This is a genomic window from Streptomyces sp. NPDC054887 (assembly GCF_053610585.1).
This window is the reverse complement of record NZ_JBSGYQ010000022.1, coordinates 39597-60223: the sequence shown is the minus strand read 5'-3', so window position 1 is coordinate 60223 and position 20627 is coordinate 39597. Positions and strand designations below refer to the sequence as shown.

The following is a 20627-nucleotide window of genomic DNA, read 5'->3' as shown; positions in this document are numbered from 1 at the left end:
GGTGGGAAGCCGATGCGCGCTGCTCATGGCGTGGAGACCGTACGGACCGCCGAGCGGGAGCTGATGGCCCGGCTCCCCGAGGGCGCTCTCATGCAACGGGCCGCGGCCGGTCTCGCGGCGGTGTGCGCGGGGCTGCTGGGGCGGGTGTACGGATCGCGGGTCGTGCTGCTGGTCGGCAGCGGGGACAACGGCGGCGACGCGCTGTACGCCGGGGCGCGGCTGGCCCGGCGGGGCGCCGGTGTCACGGCGGTGCTGCTGGAGGCCGGGCGGGCGCACCCGGGCGGGCTGGCGGCGCTGCGGTCGGCCGGGGGATCGGTCGCCGCCGATCCGCCGGGAGCGATCGCGCGGGCGGATCTCGTGGTCGACGGGATCACCGGGATCGGCGGGCGGGGCGGCCTGCGGGACGCCGCCGTACCGCTGGCACGTGCCGCGCGGGACTCCGGGGCGTTCGTCGTCGCCGTGGACCTGCCCAGCGGCGTCGAGGCGGACAGCGGGGAGGTGCGGGGCGAGTGCGTGCGGGCCGACGCCACGGTGACCTTCGGCACGTACAAGCCCGGACTGCTGATCGACCCGGCCAGGGAGTACGCCGGGGCCGTGCGGCTGGTGGAGCTGGGGCTCGACCTCGGGGCGGTCGAGGCCGACGTCGAGGCGCTCCAGCACGCCGACGTGGCCGCGCTGCTGCCGGTCCCGGGCGCGGAGAGCGACAAGTACCGGCGCGGGGTCGTGGGCGTCGTCGCCGGTTCGGAGCGTTATCCCGGCGCGGCGGTGCTCGCGGTCGCCGGGGCCCTGCGGGGCGGCGCGGGCGCGGTGCGGTACGTCGGTCACGGGTCCGGGGCGGTCGTCGCCCGCTTCCCGGAGGCGCTGGTGCACGCCGGGGCGCCGTCGGAGGCGGGGCGGGTGCAGGCGTGGGTGGTCGGACCGGGGCTCGCGGAGGACGCCGAAGGGGCGCTGGCGGACGTGCTGGCGTCGGACGTGCCGGTGCTGGTGGACGCGGACGGGCTGCGTCCGCTGGAGCCGGAGGCGGTGCGGGGGCGCGACGCGCCGACGCTGCTGACCCCGCACGCCGGGGAGGCCGCCGCGCTGCTCGGGGTCTCGCGGGAGGAAGTGGAGGCGGGGCGGCTGGTCGCGGTGCGCGAGCTGGCCGCGCTGTACGGGGCGACGGTGCTGCTGAAGGGCTCCACCACGCTGGTGGCCCCGGCGGGGGCCACGGGGCGGCGTCCGGTGCGGGTGAACCCGACGGGGACGCCCTGGCTGGCCACCGCAGGCAGCGGGGACGTGCTCTCGGGCCTCGCGGGGGCGCTGCTGGCGTCCGGTCTCGGCGCGCTGGACGCCGGTTCGGTGGCGGCGTACGTGCACGGGCTCGCGGGGCGGCTGGCCGCGGGCGGGACGGGCGGCGGCGGATCGCCGGCCGGTGCGGCGCCGGTGGGCGCGCAGGACGTGGCGGACGCGGTGCCGGCGGCCTGGCGCGGGATCACCGGACGCCGGCGGCCCGCTCCCGGCGCCGTGTGACGCGGGTGGCGGGCGGCCCCGCGCCGGGACCGCGCGGCGGGGTACGGGCCGTCGCGGCGCTCCCGGGCGAGAGGTGCGGCGGGGCTGTCGTACGGCTCTGAGACACTTGGCGCGATGACCGCGATGACCCACACCCCGATGCGTGCCCGCGCCGAGATCGACCTGGCGGCCCTGCGAGCCAACGTGCGGGCTTTGCGTGCGCGCGCTGCGGGGGCCCGGCTGATGGCCGTGGTGAAGTCCGACGCGTACGGGCACGGAGCCGTGCGCTGCGCCCGCGCGGCCCTCGACGCCGGGGCGACCTGGCTGGGGACCGCGACGCCGGAGGAGGCGCTCGCGCTGCGCGCCGCCGGGTTCGACGGGCCGCTGATGTGCTGGCTGTGGACCCCCGGCGGGCCGTGGCGCGAGGCGGTCGAGGCCGGCATCGACGTGTCCGTGAGCGGGATGTGGGCCCTGGAGGAAGTGGCCGAAGCCGCGCGGGCGGCGGGGCGCGAGGCGCGCGTACAGCTCAAGGCGGACACCGGGCTCGGCCGCAACGGATGCCAGCCCGCCGACTGGCCCGAGCTCGTGCGCCGCGCCCTGGAAACCGAGGGGGTGCGGATCACCGGCCTGTGGTCGCACTTCGCCTGCGCCGACGAGCCCGGACACCCCTCGATCGACGCCCAGCTGACGCTCTTCCGCGACCTGGTCGAGCACGCCGAGAAGGCCGGGGCCGAGCCCGAGGTCCGGCACATCGCCAACTCCCCCGCGACGCTGACCCTGCCCGAGGCGCACTTCGACCTCGTGCGGACCGGCATCGCCATGTACGGCGTCTCCCCGAGCCCCGAGCTCGGCACGCCCGCCGAACTGGGGCTGCGGCCGGTGATGACCCTCACGGCGTCCGTCGCGCTGGTCAAGCGGGTCCCCGAGGGGCACGGCGTGAGTTACGGGCACCACTACGTCACCGGCGGGGAGACCAACCTCGGCCTGATCCCGGTCGGGTACGCCGACGGCGTGCCGCGCCACGCGTCCGGCACCGGCCCCGTGCTCGTCGGAGGCAAGTGGCGGCGCGTCGCCGGGCGGGTCGCCATGGACCAGTTCGTGGTCGACCTCGGGGCGGACGTGGTGGAGCCGGGGGACGAGGCCGTGCTGTTCGGGCCGGGCGACCGGGGCGAGCCGACCGCCGAGGACTGGGCGCGGGCGGCGGACACGATCGCGTACGAGATTGTCACTCGCATCGGATCGCGGGTACCACGCGTCTATGTGGATGAGGACCCCGACAGCTAGGAGAGCGGCACCGTGAGCGAGACCAGCGCGCCCGGCGTGGCGGAGGTGGCGGAGGTGGCGGCCGAGGTCGCCACCTCCGCCGTCGGCAACTGGCGCCGGGCCGGTGTGGCCGGCGCCGCGATAGGCGTGGTCGCCGCCGGCGCCGCCGCGGGTGTGGCCCTGGAGCGGCTGACCGTCGGCCGGGGCATGCGCAGGAAGGCGCGCCTGGCGCTGGACGCCGCGGGGCCGTACGGCGCGCTGCGCGGCATGCCGGGCCGGGCCGCGGCGGACGACGGGACCGCGATCTACTACGAAGTGGACGAGGTGGAGGCGGACGGCGCCTCGTCGGGGCCGCGCCGGCGCCGGCTCTTCGGGCGCAGGACCCCCGCGCCGGTCACGGTCGTGTTCAGCCACGGCTTCTGCCTCAGCCAGGACTCCTGGCACTTCCAGCGGGCCGCTCTGCGCGGCGTCGTGCGCACCGTCCACTGGGACCAGCGCAGCCACGGGCGCTCGGAGCGGGGGGCGGCCCAGGGCCGCGGCACCGCGGTCGACATCGAGCAGCTGGGGCGCGACCTGAAGGCAGTGATCGACGCCGCCGCACCCCAGGGGCCGCTGGTGCTGGTGGGGCACTCGATGGGCGGCATGACGGTGATGGCCCTGGCCGACCAGTACCCCGAGCTCATCCGCGAGCGCGTGGTGGGGGCCGTGTTCATCGGTACGTCGTCGGGGGACCTCGGCGAGGTCAACTTCGGCCTTCCGGTGGCCGGCGTGAACGCCGTGCGCCGGGTCCTGCCCCGCGTGCTGCGCGCGCTCGGCACGCAGGCGGAGATCGTCGAACGGGGCCGGCGGGCCACGGCGGACCTGTTCGCCGGTCTGATCAAGCGCTACTCGTTCGGCTCGAAGGACGTGGACCCGGCCGTCGCGCGGTTCGCGGAGCGGCTGATCGAGGCGACCCCGATCGACGTGGTCGCGGAGTTCTACCCGGCGTTCAACGACCACGACAAGGCCGAGGCGCTGGAGATCTTCGCGGAGGTGCCGGTGCTCGTGCTCGCCGGCGACAAGGACCTGGTGACGCCCAGCGAGCACAGCGAGGGGATCGCACGGCTGCTGCCCGACGCCGAGCTGGTGATAGTGCCGGACGCCGGCCACCTGGTCATGCTGGAGCACCCGGAGGTGGTCACCGACCGGCTCGCGGACCTGCTGGCCCGCGTGGGCGCCCTGCCGGCAGCCGCTAACGTTGGGACGTATGGAAGCACCGCACAGCCCGGCGGCTGACGCCACCGCCGTCCTCACCGTCCACTCGCCCGACCTGATGCAGGAGTTCGGGCGCCGGCTCGCGAAACTGCTGCGGCCCGGCGATCTCGTGATGCTCACCGGAGAGCTCGGCGCGGGCAAGACGACGCTGACGCGCGGGCTCGGCGAGGGGCTCGGGGTGCGGGGCGCGGTGACGTCGCCGACCTTCGTCATCGCGCGCGTCCACCCCTCGCTGTCCGGCGGTCCCGCCCTGGTGCACGTCGACGCGTACCGGCTGGGCGGCGGTCTCGACGAGATGGAGGACCTCGACCTCGACGTCTCGCTGCCCGACTCCGTCGTGGTGGTGGAGTGGGGCGAGGGGAAGGTCGAGGAGCTCTCCGACGACCGGCTGCACGTGGTCATCCACCGGGCCGTGGGGGACGCCACCGACGACGTGCGCCGGGTGACGCTGACCGGTATGGGGGCGCGGTGGGCGGGCGAGGACCTGGCCGCGCTGGGCGCCTGACGTCCGTACGTTCCGACAAGACGTCGGCAAGATGTTGCGCCGGTGAGGCCGGGCGTGGTCACATGGATACCGAGACCTGGTTAGGTCTACCTAACCACGCCTGCTCAACCGGAGCCCAGGAGGCATCCATGCCGGCTTCTGAACGCGAAGTGACTCAGCCGCTCTCCATGCGCGACCTGCTGGCCTCGTGCGTGGCGGCCACAGCGGTCTCCACCCCGCCCAGAGGGCGCTCCCAGGACGACGACGCCGCCGAGGCGCGCGCCGAGGAACACCAGGAACGGCGCGACGCGGCGTAGGCGGGACCGCAGGGCCGGGGGCACGGTCCGTCGGGCGCACGGAGCCCGGTCCCGTCGTACGGGCACGGCCGCTCGGCACGCCCCCGTACCGCCGCTTCGTCCTGTCGCTCGTACGAGCGTATTTACGGGACGACGACGACCTTGACGCCGACCGTCGCGAAGCTCCACAGCGCGTCGCCGTCGGGCCGCTGCATGCGTACGCCGCCGGTCCGGCTCTTCGGATCGGGGCTGGGCATCGACCCGTCGACCGCCGCGCTGAAGCCGATCGGCACGCCCTCGACCGTCGTGAACCGCACGACGTGCTCGACCTCGACACCGTCCGAGCCGGTGATGATCCCCGAGCGCGAGCCCACCGCGTACGTGCCGGGCGGCGGGCTGACCGTACTCGGCGCGACCTGGAAGGTCCGGGTGGCCCGGCCGCCCGCGTCCACCAGCCACACCCGGCGCTCGGCCAGCGAGTACACGACACGCGTGCCCGTGCCCGACTGGGCCGGCACCGCGTACGGGTCCTTCTTCTTGGCCGGAGCCCTGGGCGGCTGGGTGGCGTGCGCCGCGGGGCTCTTGCCCGCCTTCGGTTCGACGAGCTGGGCGGCGGAGGGCGCGTTCGCCGACGCCTGGTAGGCGAGGAAGGCGACCGCCGCCACGGCTGCCGCGGTGAGCCCGGCCACGAATCCCGAGCTGCTCCTTGCCACCTTGCTCCACCTCATGTTCGTACAGCGCGCGTATTTGTGGTGACGGTAGCAGCAGGGGCCGGGAGGGACGGGGGACGCCGTGCCCCCCGCGCGCGGGCCGTAGGCTGTTTGTGTGCTCCTGCTCGCCGTTGATACCGCCACCCCAGCCGTCACCGTCGCCCTCCACGACGGCGACTCCGTCGTCGCCGAGGCCGGACAGGTCGACGCCCGCCGCCACGGGGAGCTGCTGCTGCCCACCGTCGACCGGGTGCTCGCCGGGGCCGGCCTGAAACTCGACGCGGTGACCGCGGTCGTCGTGGGCGTCGGCCCCGGCCCGTACACCGGACTGCGCGTCGGCCTCGCGACGGCCGAGACCTTCGGCCTCGTGCTCGGGGTGCCGGTCCACGGCCTGTGCACCCTGGACGGACTCGCGTACGCCGCCGGACTGACCGGCCCCTTCGCCGTCGCCACCGACGCGCGCCGCAAAGAGGTCTACTGGGCGCGCTACGACGACGCCCGCACCCGTGTGTCCGAGCCCGCCGTCGACCGCCCCGCCGACATCGCCGGGCAGCTCGCCGGCCTGCCGGTGGTCGGCTCCGGCGCGCTGCTCTACCCGGACGCCTTCCCCGACGCGCGCGGACCCGAGCACCAGTCGGCGGGCGCGCTGGCGTCGCTGGCCGCCGAGAAGCTCGCGGCGGGGGAGTCCTTCCTGCCGCCGCTGCCGCTGTACCTCCGCCGGCCCGACGCGCAGGTCCCCAAGAACTACAAGGTGGTCACGCCCAAGTGACCGCGGGCCTGAGAGAGATGCGCTGGTGGGACATCGGACCGGTGCTCGACCTGGAGCGCGGGCTGTTCCCCGACGACGCCTGGTCGCCCGGCATGTTCTGGTCCGAACTCGCCCACGCGCGCGGCCCCCGGGCCACCCGCCGGTACGTGGTGGCCGAGGAGGCGGGCCGCATCGTCGGGTACGCCGGTCTCGCCGCCGCCGGGGGGCAGGGCGACGTACAGACCATCGCTGTCTCGAAGGACCAGTGGGGGACCGGGCTCGGGGCCCGGCTGCTCACCGACCTGCTGGGGCACGCGACCGCCTTCGAGTGCGCCGAGGTGCTCCTCGAAGTGCGCGTCGACAACCTCCGCGCCCAGAAGCTGTACGAGCGTTTCGGCTTCGAGCCGATCGGCTTCCGGCGCGGCTACTACCAGCCGGGCAACATCGACGCGCTCGTGATGCGGCTGACGACGACGACCGACCCGGCGGCGCCCGCGCCCTCCGTACGAGAAACCGAGATTCACCATGGCTGACGAACCGCTCGTCCTCGGCATCGAGACCTCCTGCGACGAGACCGGCGTCGGCGTCGTGCGCGGCACCACCCTGCTCGCCGACGCCATCGCGTCGAGCGTCGACGAGCACGCCCGCTTCGGCGGCGTGGTGCCCGAGGTCGCGTCGCGCGCCCACCTGGAGGCGATGGTCCCGACCATCGAGCGCGCGCTGAAGCAGGCCGGCGTCGCCGCCTCCGACCTCGACGGCATCGCGGTGACGGCGGGCCCCGGGCTCGCCGGGGCGCTGCTGGTGGGCGTGTCGGCGGCGAAGGCGTACGCGTACGCGCTGGGCAAGCCGCTGTACGGCGTGAACCACCTGGCCTCCCACATCTGCGTCGACCAGCTGGAGCACGGCCCGCTGCCGGAGCCCACGATGGCGCTGCTGGTGAGCGGCGGGCACTCGTCGCTGCTGCTCGCACCGGACATCACGAGCGACGTACGGCCGATGGGCGCGACCATCGACGACGCGGCGGGCGAGGCGTTCGACAAGATCGCGCGCGTGCTCGACCTGGGCTTCCCCGGCGGTCCGGTCATCGACCGGCTCGCCAGGGAGGGTGACCCGAAGGCGATCGCCTTCCCGCGCGGGCTGACCGGACCGCGCGACGCGGCGTACGACTTCTCCTTCTCGGGGCTGAAGACGTCGGTCGCGCGGTGGATCGAGGCCAAGCGCAACGCCGGTGAGGAAGTGCCGGTGCGGGACGTGGCGGCGTCCTTCCAGGAGGCCGTCGTCGACGTGCTGACCCGCAAGGCCGTGCGGGCCTGCAAGGACGAGGGCGTCGACCACCTGATGATCGGCGGCGGTGTGGCGGCCAACTCGCGGCTGCGGGCGCTCGCGGCCGAGCGGTGCGAACGGGCCGGCATCCGGCTGCGGGTGCCGCGCCCGGGCCTGTGCACGGACAACGGCGCGATGGTGGCGGCCCTCGGCGCGGAGATGGTGGCGCGCGGCCGGGCGGCGTCCGACTGGGACCTCTCGGCGGACTCCTCGCTGCCGGTCACCGAGCCGCACGTGCCGGGCGCCGCGCACGACCACGACCACGTGCACGAGCTGAGCAAGGACAACCTGTACTCATGACCGTGGCCCTGATGTGGGAGGCGCGCGCCGCCGAGGGCCGGGGCGCGGAGCTGCTGGAGTGGGCCAGGTCCCGGGCCCGGGTCCTGGCGGCGGAGCCGGTGCGCACGGAGATCCTGCGGGCGCCGCAGGACCGGGTGCTCGTGCTGACGTGGTGGGACGCGGCGTTCGACGCGCCGCTGCCCGAACTGCCGGAGCCCGCGGCCGATCTGGTCGCGCGGGCCGTCCACCGCTGGCGTTTCGAGTCGGTCGAGGTGGCCTGATCCCGGCCGCGGCGCCCTCGGTAGTGTCGTGCACATGTCTCCCCGTACGCCGCTGCCGCCCCCTCCGCCGCCCGAGCACCTGCGGGCCTGGCCCGGAGCCGAGGCGATGCGGGACGACCGGGCGCGCGTCCTGGACGAGCTGACCGTACGGGGGCTCGGCCCCGGGCGGCTGGTGCGCTTCTGGCTGCTGGTGGGCGGCGCCGTGCTCGGGTGGGGAGCGGTCGGGGCGGCCCTGGAGTCGTTCGCGGGGCCGGGCGACCCGCTGACCGACGTCTTCGCGGCGGGTCTCGGCGCGCTGGGGCTCGCGGGCGCGGTGACGTGCTGGATCTTCATCGGCATCGGAGCGCGGCGCGACCGTACGATCAGCCGGCTGCTCGTGGAGTGGGCCCTGGTGGGGGGTGAGCACGGCTTCTCCGCCGCCCGGTGGCGCGTTCCCGGGCTCAGTCTCGCGTGGCTGCTCTCCTCCGTCGCGGTGTGCGGACTCGGGCTGTGGTCGTCGCTCGGCTTCGCGGTGACCGCGCGGGCGGGCTCCGACACGTACGTGGACGCCGTCTTCTTCATCGGGCTCGGCGTCGTCCTGTGGGTGGCCGGGCTGATCGGCGCGGCGAAGGCCGTGCGGCACTACCGGTGGGCTGTACGGGTGGGCCCGGCGGGCGGGAAGGGCTAAGCCTCCCGTGCGCGGGGCCGCGATGCGGGCAGCGCCGGGCGGGCCGCGTGGCGCGGAGGCGGCCCGCCGGTGGCGCCTTGCTCCGACGCGCCGGGGGCGGACGGCGGGAGGCCGTGCCGGCTACGCCGCCGGGCGGCCGATCAGCACCGTCGGCGCGCCGGCGACACGGGTGAGGAAGACCGTGGCCGTGTGGGGTCCCGACAGCTTCATCCTGCGCCGCAGCTCCTCCGGTTCGACGGCCGAGCCGCGCTTCTTCACCGTCAGCACGCCGACGCCCCGCTCGCGCAGCAGCGCCTTCAGCTTCTTCACGCCGAACGGGAGCCGGTCCGTGATCTCGTACGCGGTGGCGTACGGGGTGGGGTGCAGCTCGTCCGACGTGACGTACGCGATCGTCTCGTCGATCAGACGGCCGTTCACCTCGCGCGCGACCTCCGCCACCAGGTGCGAGCGGACGACCGCGCCGTCCGGCTCGTACAGGTAGCGGCCGACCGGGCCGGGTTCGGGGTCCGGCAGCCCCGTGCCGAGCAGGGTGCGCGGTCCGGGGAGCAGCGTGGCGCGGACCGCCCCGGGGGCCGTGCCGAACCAGAACACCGCCTCCTTCACGTCCCCTCCGTCCGAGATCCACTCCGCCTCGGCGTCGTCGGGGACCGCCTCGTGCGGGACGCCCGGCGCGATCTTGAGCGCCGCGTGGGCGGACCCACGGGCGGCCCCGATCGCCCAGGACAGGGGCGGCGAGTACGCCTCCGGGTCGAAGATCCGGCCCCGGCCGCCGCGCCGCGCCGGGTCGACGAAGACCGCGTCGTAGGGCGAGGTGTCGACGCTCGTGACGTCGGCGAGCTCGACCTCGACGAGGGCGGAGAGGCCGAGCGCCTCGGCGTTCGCGCGGGCGACCTCCGCCGTCAGGGGGTCCCGGTCGACCGCGAGGACCCGGATGCCCGCGCGGGCCAGCGCGATCGCGTCGCCGCCGATGCCGCAGCAGAGGTCGGCGACGCTGCGTACGCCGAGCGCGGCGAAGCGCCCGGCGCGGTACGCGGCGACGGCCGTGCGGGTGGCCTGCTCGACGCCGTTCGGGGTGAAGTACATGCGGTACGCGTCCTCGGCGCCGAACTTCGCCACCGCCCGCTGCCGCAGCCGGGCCTGCCCGAGCGCCGCCGAGACGAGCGCGGCGGGGTGCTCACGGCGCAGCCGCGTCGCGGTCGCCAGCTCCTCGGCGGGGTCGTGGTCGCGCAGGGCGGTGAGCAGGGACTGGCCCTCGTCGGTCAGCAGGGCGGAGAAGGAGTCGAGATCCACGAACGCCATTCTCCCTGTCAGTGGCGGGCCGTACTGTCGAGGTGTCGTGAGGCGGCGGGGATCGGGGGATCTGGTGGAAGCGGTACTCAGCTCGGCGTGGGACAGCCGGCGTCAGCGCGCCCTGCTCGGTGCGGACGGTCCGGAGGGGGTTCCCCGCGAGCGGCCCACGCCGGAGGACCGGGTGGAGCTGCTGGGGCGGCTGCGCTGGGAGGTGCTTCAGGGAGGCGTGGCGTTCCTGACGTACGCACAGCTGCTGGACGGGGCCGCCTTCGCCGCGCTGCGCCCGCCCGAGCTGCTGGACGAGCTGGCGATACGGGCGGTCGGCGGCGGCGCGATGCTGCCGGTGCGGGTGAACGCGCGGGACGCCGACCTGGGAGCGCAACTGGTCGCGATGCTGTCGCGGGGCGTCCTGCTCGCCTCCCTCCCGCTGAGCGTTGAGCGGTGCCGGCGGCTTCAGCACCGGCTGGCGGAGGTGGGCGCCGCCGTCACGGCCGACGACGGGCCGGTCGAGGCCGTCGACCGGCTGCTGCGGGCCACCGGTGAGCTCGACACGCCGCTGCGGCTGCGTCTCGTCGCCCGGTGGGGCGACTGGCTGGAGGCCGCCGGGCGGGGCCTGCTGGAGGTGCGGGGGCTGACCCCGGCCGACTACGCCACCGCGTACGCCGTCCAGCCGCCGCCGGAGCCGGGGGAGCTGGCGTCCGAGGAGGGCCGCGCGGTGCTGGCCGCCTGGACCGGCGGCGCGCTCGACGTGGGCGGCATGCCGAACCGCAGCCTGCTCCACGACCGGCTCGCCCCGCTGTCCGGCGGCGCCGACCCGGCGCGGCGCGCCGACGCGGAGCTGCTGATGGAGGCGTTCGACGAGGCGTATTACCGGGCCATCGCGGCGGGCGAGCACTGCATGCTGGCCCTGGCGGCGCCCCGGCGGGGGATGAGCAGACGCCGGGCGGCGCCGGGCACGGGGCAGGCGCCCGTGGTGACGTTCCCGACCCACTTCGAGCGCCGGCTCGGGCTGATGCCGGGGGAGGACTGGCAGCGGTTCGCCGACGACGCGTCCGACGCGCTGGCCCGCTGGTGGCAGGCGCGCGACCCGGCGGCGCTCCAGGAGATGGGCGACCTGCTCGGCGCCCGTACGAAGGACCCGGGGGGCGGCGGCGCGGACGCGGCCCCGCTGACGCGCGTCCAGCGCGCGGTACGGGTCGCGGGCGGACGGGGCGGCGAGCTGACGGCGGCCGGCACGCTCGGCGCGGCGGCGAGCCTCGTGGCGGGGGAAGGGCTGCTGGGCGACGCGGTGTCGGGGATGGCGGGGGCGCTGGTGCCCACGGTGGTGACGGTGGTCGTGGCCGGGGGGCGGGCCGTCGGCCGGCACGCGCTGGACGCGTATCGCGGGCGGTGCGATGTGGTGGAGTTGCCGACGACGGTGACGGCGGTTTGAACGGACAGTGAGCAGGGAGGCGACCGTGGACAGGGAAGTGGAGCGTTCCGGTTCGCGCAGGGTCTACGGCGATCCGGACGGCAGGTGGTGCGACGTCTTCCTCGACACCTACCGGCTGCCCTCTGGGCAGGCGGTGGAGCTGCACCGGGTGCGGGTCGGCGGGGGCCGTACCGGTGTGGTGGTGCTGGCCCGGCGCGGTGACCGCCTGCTGATGGTCCGTCAGTGGCGGCCCGCGGTCGGGCGGTGGGCGTGGGAGCTGCCCCGCGGCTTCGGGGAGAGCGACCCGGTCGCCGACGCGCTGCGCGAACTGGCGGAGGAGACCGGAATCGAGGGGTGCGCCGCCAGGGTGCTGGCGCGTCTGGACGTGGACTCCGGGCTGCTGGAGAGCGAGGCGGCGGTGGTGGAGGTGACCGTGCCCGACGTGTCCCACGGTGCCCTGCCCGACGAAGCCGTGCCCGCGGGCGGCGACGGCGAGGTCGCGGACGCGCGCTGGTGGTCGCGGCGGGAGCTGGCGGAGGCGGTCCGGCGCGGTGAGGTGCGCGACGCGTTCACACTGGCCGCGCTGGGGGTGGCCGCGACGTACGGCTGACACCCCTTGGTGGGTGCCGGGCTGCGGCTGACACCTCTGGCCGGGTACCGGGACGGGCGGCAGACCCACCCCTGGCCGGGTGCCGGGACGTACGGCGGCCCCCTGGCCGGGGGCCGCCGTACGGCCGCCACACCCCGCGCCGGGTGCCAGACGTCATGCCGACCCACGCCGCGCCGGGTGCCGGACGTAATGCCGACACACCCCGCGCCGGGTTCAGCGACGGTGGCCGACGTGCCGCGCCGGCTGTCGGCCACCCGGGGGACGGTCCGCCGCCGCTGCTGGTGTCGGCCGGGGTCCCGGGGTGCGCGCTGGCAGGATGCGGCGCCATGCGACTAGTACGACAAAAGGTAAAACGCACTGGAGGTGGGTACGCCGCAGGGCTCGGCGTTTTGCTCGCCGCCTCCCTCGCCTCCGCCTGCGCCACGCCCGCCCCCGAACGCCCCCGGCCCGCCGCCCCCGCCGCCGGCCAGCAGCAGGAGTACCGGCAGGGTCCGGTCCGCGACCTGGCCGGGTCCGCCGAACGGCTGCGGCGCGCCCAGGCCCTGCGCGTCGCGGCGGCCAAGAAGTGGCGCCTCGCGCGGCCTCCGCTCGCCGCGCCCCCGCCGCCCGCGGTCAAGCCGAAAGTCACCACCCGCAAGGGCTTCGGCGCGGGGCCGGGACTGCCGCCGGTCTTCACCACCGTCCCGGTGAAGGAACGGGTCGTCTTCCTGACGATGGACGACGGCGCGGAGAAGGACCCGAAGCTGCTGAAGATGATGACCGACCTGGGCATCCCGTACAGCGCCTTCCTCAGCGACTACCTCGTGCGCGAGAACTACGGCTACTTCGCGCGCATGCAGGCCCGCGGCGTGTCCCTGCACAACCACACCCTCAACCACCGCTACCTGCCGGGCCTGTCGTACGCCCGGCAGAAGCGCGAGATCTGCGGGATGCAGGACGTCATCCAGAAGCGGTACGGCAAGCGGCCCCGCCTCTTCAGGCCGCCGTACGGCAACTACAACGCCGACACCCTGCGCGCCGCCCGCTCCTGCGGCATCAAGGCCGTGCCGCTGTGGGCCGCCGAGGCGTTCCCCGACCGGATGGAGTGGCGGGAGTGGGACCGCGACCTGCATCCGGGCGACATCATCCTCACGCACTTCCGCGGCCGGGACGACTGGAAGGGCACCATGCCGGACATGATCCGGCGGGTGATGAAGACCGTCACCGCCAAGGGGTACGCCGTCGCCCGGCTGGAGGACTACCTGTGAGGCGCGCGCACAGGCCGGCGGTCGCGCTGCTGGCGGCCGGCGCGCTGACGCTCACCGGCTGCGCCCAGTCCGTGGACCCGATCGAGCGCCTGGGCAGGAAGGCCGTGCGCAGCGTCGCCCCGAAGGTCCGCGACGCGGGAGCCCGGGCGCTCGCGGCGCACGCACCGCCCGCGCCCCGCGCGGCGGCGTACGCCCGGTGGGGGCTGCGGGAGCCGCTGCGCGCCGCGCCGGCGCCCCCGGCGCGCAAACCGGCGCGCCCCTTCGTCGTCGACCGCGTACCGACCGGCGACAGGGTCGTCTTCCTCACCTTCGACGACGGCGCCGAGCGGGACCCCGCGTTCGTACGCATGGTCGACGACCTGAACCTGCCGATCAGCATGTTCCTCACGGACAGCGTGGCCTCCCCCGGATACGACCACTTCGACCGGCTGCGGCGGGCGGGCGGCGGCCTCAGCACCGTGCAGAACCACACCGTCGACCACCCCTACCTGCCCGGACTCCCGTACGCCGGTCAGCGCGCCCAGATCTGCGGCCAGCAGGACCGCCTGGAGGCCCGGTTCGGCGCCAGGCCCCGGCTCTTCCGGCCGCCGTACGGGGCGTACAACAACCAGACGCTGCGGGCGGCGGGCGACTGCGGGGCCGAGGCGGTGGTGCTGTGGGGGGCGTCGATGCAGATCAACGACCTGCGGTACGCGCACGGCGACCGGCTGCGGCCGGGCGAGATCGTGCTCGCGCACTTCCGGGGTCCCGGCGAGGTCAAGGGTTCGACCATCACGGAGATGACGGCGCGGATACTGCGCCGGATCCAGGAGCAGGGCTTCGCGGTGGCGCGGTTGGAGGACTACCTCTGAGCGAGGCGGCGGCCGGTCAGCCGCCGCTGTCCGCACACTCACTGCTGTCGCCGCCGCTGCGGCACTGGTGGCCGGTCCGGCCGGGGTCGGAGGTCCGCGCGGGCGCGGGCTCCGGATGCGCGTCGGCGTACGCCCCGGCCGCGCCGTAGAGCACCGACGCGCCGAGCAGCAGGGCGGCCAGCGACTGCACCCAGGCGGTGATGACCCGGCCGCCGTTCCCGAAGCCGTACGCCGTCAGGCCGGCAGCGGCGGCGAGAGCGCCGAAGGTGATCAGCGCCGCAACTTCGCCGGCGCCCCGGCCCCAGAGCAGGATGACGGCCGTGAAGCAGGCCGCCGCGTCGGTCACGAGGACGAACAAGGCGAGGGCGGCGTCGCCCCAGCCGGACACGGGGTGCTCCTGGGGGCTCAGTTCGGCGGGCATGACGGCACTCTCGTACGGAACCCGACGGTCCGCCGGGGCGGTGGCGCCATCGAGATCCAACCGCGACCGGGGCCTGCCGCGGTCCCGTGCGGGATCCCGTTCGTCAACACGTGCGGCCGCGTTGGATTGGCACTCCGCTTGACCGAGTGCTAACCGCGTCATAGTCTCGGCGTTGGCACTCTCCAGTGGGGAGTGCCAACAGTAGCGACGGGCAGGTCCGGCACCCGCGACGACGGATCCACCTGGTCGCCACCCCACATCAGTTAACCCCGTGAGATCTCCGAAGGGGGAGACCGGACCGTGACGACCACCAGCTCCAAGGTTGCCATCAAGCCGCTCGAGGACCGCATTGTGGTCCAGCCGCTCGACGCCGAGCAGACCACGGCCTCTGGCCTGGTCATTCCGGACACCGCCAAGGAGAAGCCCCAGGAGGGCGTCGTCCTGGCCGTGGGCCCGGGCCGCTTCGAGAACGGCGAGCGCCTGCCGCTCGACGTATCCGTCGGCGATGTCGTGCTGTACAGCAAGTACGGCGGCACCGAGGTGAAGTACAGCGGCGAGGAGTACCTCGTCCTCTCGGCTCGCGACGTGCTCGCGATCATCGAGAAGTAATTCGCCCGAAGATTGCTTTTGATCTGCGCCCCTGGCCCCCAGCGACAGCCGGGCGGCCCGGGGCGCATTTCGTTTGAGAGGACAGAGAAGCTCCATGGCGAAGATTCTGAAGTTCGACGAGGACGCCCGTCGCGCCCTCGAGCGCGGCGTCAACAAGCTTGCCGACACGGTCAAGGTGACGATCGGCCCCAAGGGCCGCAACGTCGTCATCGACAAGAAGTTCGGCGCTCCCACCATCACCAACGACGGTGTCACCATCGCCCGCGAGGTCGAGCTCGACGACCCGTACGAGAACCTGGGCGCCCAGCTCGTGAAGGAGGTGGCGACCAAGACCAACGACATCGCGGGTGACGGCACCACCACCGCCACCGTGCTGGCCCAGGCCCTGGTCCGCGAGGGTCTGCGCAACGTCGCCGCCGGTGCTTCCCCGGCCGCCCTGAAGAAGGGCATCGACGCCGCGGTCAAGGCGATCTCCGAGGACCTCCTCGCGAACGCCCGTCCGATCGACGACAAGTCCGACATCGCCGCCGTGGCCGGGCTCTCCGCCCAGGACTCGCAGGTCGGCGAGCTCATCGCCGAGGCGATGGACAAGGTCGGCAAGGACGGTGTCATCACCGTCGAGGAGTCCAACACCTTCGGCCTGGAGCTCGACTTCACCGAGGGCATGGCCTTCGACAAGGGCTACCTGTCGCCGTACATGGTGACCGACCAGGAGCGTATGGAGGCCGTCCTCGACGACCCGTACATCCTGATCCACCAGGGCAAGATCGGTTCGATCCAGGACCTGCTGCCGCTCCTCGAGAAGGTCATCCAGGCCGGCGCCTCCAAGCCGCTGCTGATCATCGCCGAGGACGTCGAGGGCGAGGCCCTGTCGACCCTGGTCGTCAACAAGATCCGTGGCACCTTCAACGCCGTCGCGGTGAAGGCCCCCGGCTTCGGTGACCGCCGCAAGGCCATGCTCGGCGACATCGCCACCCTCACCGGTGCGACCGTCATCGCCGAAGAGGTCGGCCTCAAGCTCGACCAGGCCGGTCTCGACGTGCTGGGCACCGCCCGCCGCGTCACCGTCACCAAGGACGACACGACGATCGTCGACGGCGGCGGCAACGCCGACGAGGTCGCCGGACGCGTCAACCAGATCAAGGCCGAGATCGAGTCCACGGACTCCGACTGGGACCGCGAGAAGCTCCAGGAGCGCCTCGCGAAGCTGGCCGGCGGCGTGTGCGTGATCAAGGTCGGCGCCGCCACCGAGGTGGAGCTGAAGGAGAAGAAGCACCGTCTGGAGGACGCCATCTCCGCGACCCGCGCCGCGGTCGAGGAGGGCATCGTCTCCGGTGGTGGCTCCGCCCTGGTGCACGCCGCCAAGGTGCTCGAGGGCGGCCTCGGCAAGACCGGCGACGAGGCCACGGGTGTCGCGGTCGTCCGCCGCGCCGTCGTCGAGCCGCTGCGCTGGATCGCCGAGAACGCCGGCCTGGAGGGCTACGTCATCACTGCCAAGGTGAGCGAGCTCGACAAGGGCCACGGCTTCAACGCCGCGACCGGCGAGTACGGCGACCTGGTCAAGGCCGGCGTCATCGACCCGGTCAAGGTCACCCGCTCCGCGCTGGAGAACGCCGCGTCCATCGCGTCGCTGCTGCTCACGACCGAGACCCTGGTCGTCGAGAAGCCGGCCGAGGACGAGGGCGACGCCGGTCACGGCGGCCACGGCCACTCCCACTGACGTCCCGCGTCGCGCAAAGGCCCCCGTTTCCCGCTGCTCAGCGGTGGGAACGGGGGCCTTTCGCGTACGGTCAGTCGAGCGCGCCGACCTGGCGCATCAGGCCCAGGGCGTCCACGTGCCACCAGCCCTCCTGGATCTTCCCGTCGTGGAAGCGGAAGATCGTCGTGCCGGTCATGGTGCACTGCCTGCCGGTGGGGGCGATCCCCATGAAGTCGCCCTTGTGCGTGCCGGTCCACGTCCACAGCGTCACGACTTCGTCGCCCTCCGACACCTGCCGGTCGAGCTCGAAGCGGAAGTCGAAGGCGTCGCGCCAGCCCGTCAGATCGCTGCGGATGACGTCCGCGCCGACCGTGCTCTCCTCCTCCTTGAAGATGTCGTGGTCCCGGTAGTCGGACGCGAACATCTCGTCGATCGCGTCGAGATTGCCCCCGACGGCGACCTCGTGGAAGAAGCGGCGGGCGGCGGCCGAGTTCAGCTGCTCCTCGCGCACCACGTCGAGGTCCGTGAACGACGGCATGCCGTCGCAGAGCTCCACCATCTCCTGGAAGATCCGGTCGGTCTCCGGCAGGTGCGAGTTCTTCATCGCCTCCTCGTGCGAGGGGAACTCGACGATCTCGACGTAGTGGTTCGCCTGCGCTCTGTCCTTGCCGATGATGTTGTGCGTGGCGGTCCGCTTGCCCTTGGTCTGCTCGACCCACCGGTCCATGAGCTGGTTCATGTCGTCGGACCGCTCGGTCGTATAATCGATTATCTGTACGAATTTCATGGCGCCTCCCGACCCTCGCGGAATACGTGAGATACGTCCATTTTAGTGAAATAGCCCTTTTGTGCTGGTTTCAGGCCGAGTGGTGCAGGACGGCCGGGTGCACCGGGTCGGCGAAGGTCTGCCCGGCGGCGTAACGCTCCAGCTCGTCCAGGGCGTGGTCCGCCATGCGGTGCAGCTCGTCACCGAGGGACCCCGCGATGTGCGGTGTCAGCAGCACGTTCGGCAGGTCGTACAACGGCGAGTCCGCGGGCGGCAGTTCCGGTTCGGTCACGTCGAGTACGGCGTGCAGGCGGCCGGAGGTCAGTTCCGGCAGCAGCGCGGCCTCGTCGACGAGTGAGCCCCGGGCGGTGTTGATCAGGGTCGCCCCCGCGGGCATCGCGGCCAGCTGCCGGCTGCCGATCATGTGGCGCGTGGCCGGGAGCTGCGGGGCGTGGACCGAGACGACGGAGCTGCGGGCGCACAGGTCGTCGAGCGGCGCGAGACCGACGCCGAGCGCCGCCGCTTCGCCCGGCGTGACGTACGGGTCGTACAGCAGGACGTCCAGGTCGAAGGGGCGGAGCAGCTCGATGACGCGGCGGCCGATGCGCGAGGCGCCGACGATGCCGACGGTGCGGCGGTGGTTTCCGGCGCCGTGCAGTTCCCCGCCCCAGTCGTGCGCCGCGCGCAGGTCGCGGTAGCGGGCGGCGGCGTGCAGGACCCGCTTGCCGGCGAAGAGGATGGCCGCGAGCGTGTACTCGGCCACGGGCAGGGCGTTGGCGGCCGCCGCCGAGGTCACGGCGATGCCCCGGTCCCAGCAGGCCTGGGTGACGTGGTGCTTGACGGAGCCCGCCGCGTGGACGACCGCGCGCAGCTTCGGGGCGGCGGCGAGGACCTCGTCGGTCAGCGGCGTGGCGCCCCAGCAGGTGAAGAGGACCTCGGCCTCGGCGAGGGCGTCCGCGACGCGCGGCGCGGGGGCGGCGAGGTCGTGCGCGACCAGGTACGGATCCGTGCGCGAGAGGTCGGCCAGGCGGGCGCGGTGGCGGTCGGTGAGCAGGCGTTCCGCGATGCCCTGCCCCATCGCGAGCAGCAGGGACGGCTGATTGTCAGTGGCGTGGTGCATGGTGGGACTCGGGCTCCTCTACGGGCGCTTGACGGTCGCTTGCGTACGTCACTTGACGCTTCCGGCCGTGAGCCCCGCCTTCCAGTGCCGCTGGAGGGAGACGAAGGCGACGATCAGGGGGACGACGGCGAGGAGGGAGCCGGTGACGACGAGGGGATAGAACTCGGGCTCGCCGTGGGCGTTGCTGTTCCACGCGTACAGGCCGAGGCTCAGCGGGAAGAGCTGCTGGTCCGAGAGCATCACCAGGGGGAGGAAGAAATTGTTCCAGATGGCGGTGAACTGGAAGAGGAAGACGGTCACGAAGCCCGGCATGATCATGCGCATACCGATGGACCAGAAGGTGCGCAGCTCGCCGGCCCCGTCGATACGGGCGGCTTCGAGGGCCTCGTCCGGGATGTAGCCGGCGCTGAAGACGCGGGCGAGGTACACGCCGAAGGGGTGGACCAGCACGGGCAGGAGCACGGCCCAGTAGGTGTTGACGATGCCCACTTCGCTGGCGAGCAGGTACATGGGAAGGGCGAGCGCCGTGGTGGGGACGAGCACCCCGAGCAGCACGACGCCGAACAGCTTCTCCTTGCCCCGGAAGTGGTACTTGTCGAAGGCGTAGCCCGCGGCGACGCTGATCAGCGAGCTGACCGCGGCGCCGCCGCCCGCGTACAGCAGGCTGTTGAGGTACCAGCGGAAGTAGACGCCGTCGCCGTACGTCGCCAGGGCGGTGAGGTTCGCCCCGAGGTTGAAGTCCTCGAAGGAGAAGGCGTTTCCGGCGAGCAGGCCGCCGGTGTCCTTGGTGGCGGCGGTGACCAGCCAGACGAGGGGGAGCAGCATGTACAGCGTGGCGAGGACGAGCGCGCCGTTGACGGCGGTCCTCGACAGCCAGGGGCTGGGGGCGGTGGCGGTGGCCGGAGGCTTCATGCCTTCTTTCCCTTCCGGCCGGTGAAGCGGGTGACGGCGAAGGAGAGCAGCGCGGCGGTGAGCGCGAGGAGCACGGAGGCGGCGGCCGCGAGCCCGTAGTCGCCCCGGTCGAAGGCCGCGGTGTACGCGTACATGTTGGGCGTCCAGGTGGAGGTGACGGATGATCCGGTGCCCTTGTTGATGATCAGCGGCTCGGTGAACAGCTGGAGCGAGCCGATGACCGTGAACAGCGCGACCATCACGACCGAGGCGCGGATCAGCGGGACCTTGATGCTCAGCGCGATGCGCCAGGCGCCCGCCCCGTCCACCGTGGCCGCTTCCAGCACGGAGCGGTCGACGGCCTGGAGGGCGGCGTAGAAGATCACCATGTTGTAGCCGAGCCATTCCCACAGCGCGATGTTGATGACGGAGGGGAGGGCGCCCTCGGGTGCGAAGAAGTCGAATCCGACGCCGCCGGCCTCCATGGCGTCGACGACCGGGCTGAGCTGGGGCGTGTAGAGGTAGACCCAGATCAGCGCGGCGATGATGCCGGGCACGGCGTGCGGCAGGAACAGCGCGAGCTGGAAGAAGCGGCGGGCGCGGGCGAGCGTGGAGTCGAGGAGCAGGGCGAGCGCGAGGGCTCCGCCGATCATCAGCGGGATGTAGAGGACGCAGTACCCGAGGAGTACGGCGAAGCCCTCGCGGAAGGCCGGGTCACCCAGCGCCGCCGTGTAGTTGTCGAGGCCGCTGAAGACGGTCTCCGTTCCGCCGAATCCCAGTCCGGACTGCTTCTCGGTGAACAGGCTCAGCCAGAGCGCGTATCCGATCGGCACCACCATCACCAGGGTGAAGAGCACGAAGAAGGGAGTCAGCAGGACGCCGGCGGCGGCATTGGTGCGGGTGCGGGCCTTCACGTTCG

The 20627-nt window shown here is 73.6% G+C and carries 23 protein-coding genes; 16 read left to right on the top strand and 7 right to left on the bottom strand.

Annotation, left to right across the window (positions count from 1 at the left end):
• The first annotated feature begins 12 nt into the window (after positions 1–12).
• The 5 genes from ACWGH0_RS15095 (at position 13) to ACWGH0_RS15075 (ending at position 4806) form a co-directional block, all read left to right on the top strand.
• Positions 13–1509, top strand: coding sequence for an NAD(P)H-hydrate dehydratase (locus tag ACWGH0_RS15095; protein WP_453404598.1), 1497 nt, complete (start codon positions 13–15; stop codon positions 1507–1509).
• 114 nt (positions 1510–1623) lie between these two features.
• Complete coding sequence (gene alr / locus ACWGH0_RS15090; RefSeq protein ID WP_453404597.1) at positions 1624–2772, top strand: alanine racemase; 1149 nt, start codon at positions 1624–1626, stop codon at positions 2770–2772.
• Positions 2773–2784: 12 nt separating this feature from the next.
• A complete protein-coding gene (locus tag ACWGH0_RS15085) occupies positions 2785–4026 on the top strand; it encodes an alpha/beta fold hydrolase (RefSeq protein ID WP_453404596.1) in 1242 nt (413 codons plus the stop codon).
• A complete protein-coding gene (gene tsaE / locus ACWGH0_RS15080) occupies positions 3998–4510 on the top strand; it encodes a tRNA (adenosine(37)-N6)-threonylcarbamoyltransferase complex ATPase subunit type 1 TsaE (RefSeq protein ID WP_453404595.1) in 513 nt (170 codons plus the stop codon). Before ACWGH0_RS15085 ends, tsaE begins: the two co-directional genes overlap by 29 nt.
• Positions 4511–4638: 128 nt before the next feature.
• Complete coding sequence (locus tag ACWGH0_RS15075) at positions 4639–4806, top strand: hypothetical protein (protein WP_453404594.1); 168 nt, start codon at positions 4639–4641, stop codon at positions 4804–4806.
• A gap of 122 nt (positions 4807–4928) precedes the next feature.
• On the opposite strand, the gene ACWGH0_RS15070 is transcribed toward ACWGH0_RS15075, so the two are convergent.
• Entirely contained in the window at positions 4929–5513 is a 585-nt protein-coding gene (locus ACWGH0_RS15070; RefSeq protein WP_453404593.1) for a hypothetical protein, read from the bottom strand.
• Positions 5514–5610: 97 nt separating this feature from the next.
• Between ACWGH0_RS15070 and tsaB the strand changes: the two genes are divergently transcribed.
• The 5 genes from tsaB to ACWGH0_RS15045 are packed head-to-tail and all read left to right on the top strand — an operon-like array spanning position 5611 to position 8793.
• Entirely contained in the window at positions 5611–6264 is a 654-nt protein-coding gene (tsaB, locus tag ACWGH0_RS15065; RefSeq protein WP_453404592.1) for a tRNA (adenosine(37)-N6)-threonylcarbamoyltransferase complex dimerization subunit type 1 TsaB, read from the top strand.
• A 17-nt stretch (positions 6265–6281) separates the two neighbouring features.
• A complete protein-coding gene (gene rimI / locus ACWGH0_RS15060) occupies positions 6282–6776 on the top strand; it encodes a ribosomal protein S18-alanine N-acetyltransferase (RefSeq protein WP_453404625.1) in 495 nt (164 codons plus the stop codon).
• Complete coding sequence (gene tsaD / locus ACWGH0_RS15055) at positions 6769–7866, top strand: tRNA (adenosine(37)-N6)-threonylcarbamoyltransferase complex transferase subunit TsaD (RefSeq protein WP_453404591.1); 1098 nt, start codon at positions 6769–6771, stop codon at positions 7864–7866. The genes rimI and tsaD overlap by 8 nt, the downstream gene beginning before the upstream one ends.
• Positions 7863–8126, top strand: a complete 264-nt coding sequence (locus ACWGH0_RS15050) for a hypothetical protein (RefSeq protein WP_453404590.1) — start codon at positions 7863–7865, stop codon at positions 8124–8126. Before tsaD ends, ACWGH0_RS15050 begins: the two co-directional genes overlap by 4 nt.
• Before the next feature lie 34 nt (positions 8127–8160).
• Complete coding sequence (locus ACWGH0_RS15045; RefSeq protein WP_453404589.1) at positions 8161–8793, top strand: hypothetical protein; 633 nt, start codon at positions 8161–8163, stop codon at positions 8791–8793.
• A 120-nt stretch (positions 8794–8913) separates the two neighbouring features.
• Here ACWGH0_RS15045 and ACWGH0_RS15040 read toward each other — a convergent pair whose 3' ends face one another.
• Complete coding sequence (locus ACWGH0_RS15040; protein WP_453404588.1) at positions 8914–10083, bottom strand: THUMP-like domain-containing protein; 1170 nt, start codon at positions 10081–10083, stop codon at positions 8914–8916.
• A gap of 73 nt (positions 10084–10156) precedes the next feature.
• On the opposite strand from ACWGH0_RS15040, the gene ACWGH0_RS15035 reads away from it, so the two are divergent.
• The 4 genes from ACWGH0_RS15035 (at position 10157) to ACWGH0_RS15020 (ending at position 14202) form a co-directional block, all read left to right on the top strand.
• Positions 10157–11515, top strand: coding sequence for a hypothetical protein (locus ACWGH0_RS15035; protein ID WP_453404587.1), 1359 nt, complete (start codon positions 10157–10159; stop codon positions 11513–11515).
• Positions 11516–11540: 25 nt separating this feature from the next.
• Positions 11541–12104 (top strand): NUDIX hydrolase, encoded by a 564-nt coding sequence (locus tag ACWGH0_RS15030; RefSeq protein ID WP_453404586.1) that lies wholly within the window; start codon positions 11541–11543, stop codon positions 12102–12104.
• Between the two features lie 326 nt (positions 12105–12430).
• Positions 12431–13351 (top strand): polysaccharide deacetylase family protein, encoded by a 921-nt coding sequence (locus ACWGH0_RS15025; RefSeq protein ID WP_453404585.1) that lies wholly within the window; start codon positions 12431–12433, stop codon positions 13349–13351.
• A complete protein-coding gene (locus ACWGH0_RS15020; protein ID WP_453404584.1) occupies positions 13348–14202 on the top strand; it encodes a polysaccharide deacetylase family protein in 855 nt (284 codons plus the stop codon). The genes ACWGH0_RS15025 and ACWGH0_RS15020 overlap by 4 nt, the downstream gene beginning before the upstream one ends.
• Positions 14203–14218: 16 nt before the next feature.
• On the opposite strand, the gene ACWGH0_RS15015 is transcribed toward ACWGH0_RS15020, so the two are convergent.
• The gene (locus tag ACWGH0_RS15015; protein ID WP_453404583.1) at positions 14219–14623 is read right to left on the bottom strand and encodes a DUF6234 family protein; all 405 of its coding nucleotides are present in this window, start codon (positions 14621–14623) and stop codon (positions 14219–14221) included.
• Positions 14624–14923: 300 nt separating this feature from the next.
• Between ACWGH0_RS15015 and groES the strand changes: the two genes are divergently transcribed.
• A complete protein-coding gene (gene groES, locus ACWGH0_RS15010; protein ID WP_028812332.1) occupies positions 14924–15232 on the top strand; it encodes a co-chaperone GroES in 309 nt (102 codons plus the stop codon).
• A 94-nt stretch (positions 15233–15326) separates the two neighbouring features.
• Positions 15327–16952, top strand: coding sequence for a chaperonin GroEL (gene groL, locus ACWGH0_RS15005; RefSeq protein ID WP_453404582.1), 1626 nt, complete (start codon positions 15327–15329; stop codon positions 16950–16952).
• A 70-nt stretch (positions 16953–17022) separates the two neighbouring features.
• On the opposite strand, the gene ACWGH0_RS15000 is transcribed toward groL, so the two are convergent.
• The 4 genes from ACWGH0_RS15000 to ACWGH0_RS14985 all read right to left on the bottom strand — a co-directional run bounded on the left by ACWGH0_RS15000 (position 17023) and on the right by ACWGH0_RS14985 (position 20622).
• Positions 17023–17718 (bottom strand): ester cyclase, encoded by a 696-nt coding sequence (locus ACWGH0_RS15000; protein ID WP_453404581.1) that lies wholly within the window; start codon positions 17716–17718, stop codon positions 17023–17025.
• A 70-nt stretch (positions 17719–17788) separates the two neighbouring features.
• On the bottom strand, positions 17789–18817 hold the full coding sequence (locus ACWGH0_RS14995; RefSeq protein WP_453404580.1) for a hydroxyacid dehydrogenase: 1029 nt from the start codon (positions 18815–18817) through the stop codon (positions 17789–17791).
• A gap of 48 nt (positions 18818–18865) precedes the next feature.
• Positions 18866–19729, bottom strand: a complete 864-nt coding sequence (locus ACWGH0_RS14990) for a carbohydrate ABC transporter permease (RefSeq protein WP_453404579.1) — start codon at positions 19727–19729, stop codon at positions 18866–18868.
• Complete coding sequence (locus ACWGH0_RS14985) at positions 19726–20622, bottom strand: carbohydrate ABC transporter permease (protein ID WP_453404578.1); 897 nt, start codon at positions 20620–20622, stop codon at positions 19726–19728. Before ACWGH0_RS14985 ends, ACWGH0_RS14990 begins: the two co-directional genes overlap by 4 nt.
• Between the last annotated feature and the right edge of the window lie 5 nt (positions 20623–20627).

What these genes read in the sequence shown, in the direction of transcription:
- alr (WP_453404597.1), top strand. Translation starts at nt 1,624, where the DNA reads ATGACCGCGATGACCCACACCCCGATGCGTGCCCGCGCCGAGATCGAC.
- ACWGH0_RS14995 (WP_453404580.1), bottom strand. Translation starts at nt 18,817, where the DNA reads ATGCACCACGCCACTGACAATCAGCCGTCCCTGCTGCTCGCGATGGGG.
- tsaD (WP_453404591.1), top strand. Translation starts at nt 6,769, where the DNA reads ATGGCTGACGAACCGCTCGTCCTCGGCATCGAGACCTCCTGCGACGAG.
- ACWGH0_RS15095 (WP_453404598.1), top strand. Translation starts at nt 13, where the DNA reads ATGCGCGCTGCTCATGGCGTGGAGACCGTACGGACCGCCGAGCGGGAG.
- ACWGH0_RS15025 (WP_453404585.1), top strand. Translation starts at nt 12,431, where the DNA reads ATGCGACTAGTACGACAAAAGGTAAAACGCACTGGAGGTGGGTACGCC.
- rimI (WP_453404625.1), top strand. Translation starts at nt 6,282, where the DNA reads ATGCGCTGGTGGGACATCGGACCGGTGCTCGACCTGGAGCGCGGGCTG.
- ACWGH0_RS15015 (WP_453404583.1), bottom strand. Translation starts at nt 14,623, where the DNA reads ATGCCCGCCGAACTGAGCCCCCAGGAGCACCCCGTGTCCGGCTGGGGC.
- groL (WP_453404582.1), top strand. Translation starts at nt 15,327, where the DNA reads ATGGCGAAGATTCTGAAGTTCGACGAGGACGCCCGTCGCGCCCTCGAG.
- ACWGH0_RS15045 (WP_453404589.1), top strand. Translation starts at nt 8,161, where the DNA reads ATGTCTCCCCGTACGCCGCTGCCGCCCCCTCCGCCGCCCGAGCACCTG.
- tsaE (WP_453404595.1), top strand. Translation starts at nt 3,998, where the DNA reads ATGGAAGCACCGCACAGCCCGGCGGCTGACGCCACCGCCGTCCTCACC.
- ACWGH0_RS15000 (WP_453404581.1), bottom strand. Translation starts at nt 17,718, where the DNA reads ATGAAATTCGTACAGATAATCGATTATACGACCGAGCGGTCCGACGAC.
- ACWGH0_RS15070 (WP_453404593.1), bottom strand. Translation starts at nt 5,513, where the DNA reads ATGAGGTGGAGCAAGGTGGCAAGGAGCAGCTCGGGATTCGTGGCCGGG.
- ACWGH0_RS15050 (WP_453404590.1), top strand. Translation starts at nt 7,863, where the DNA reads ATGACCGTGGCCCTGATGTGGGAGGCGCGCGCCGCCGAGGGCCGGGGC.
- ACWGH0_RS14990 (WP_453404579.1), bottom strand. Translation starts at nt 19,729, where the DNA reads ATGAAGCCTCCGGCCACCGCCACCGCCCCCAGCCCCTGGCTGTCGAGG.
- ACWGH0_RS15075 (WP_453404594.1), top strand. Translation starts at nt 4,639, where the DNA reads ATGCCGGCTTCTGAACGCGAAGTGACTCAGCCGCTCTCCATGCGCGAC.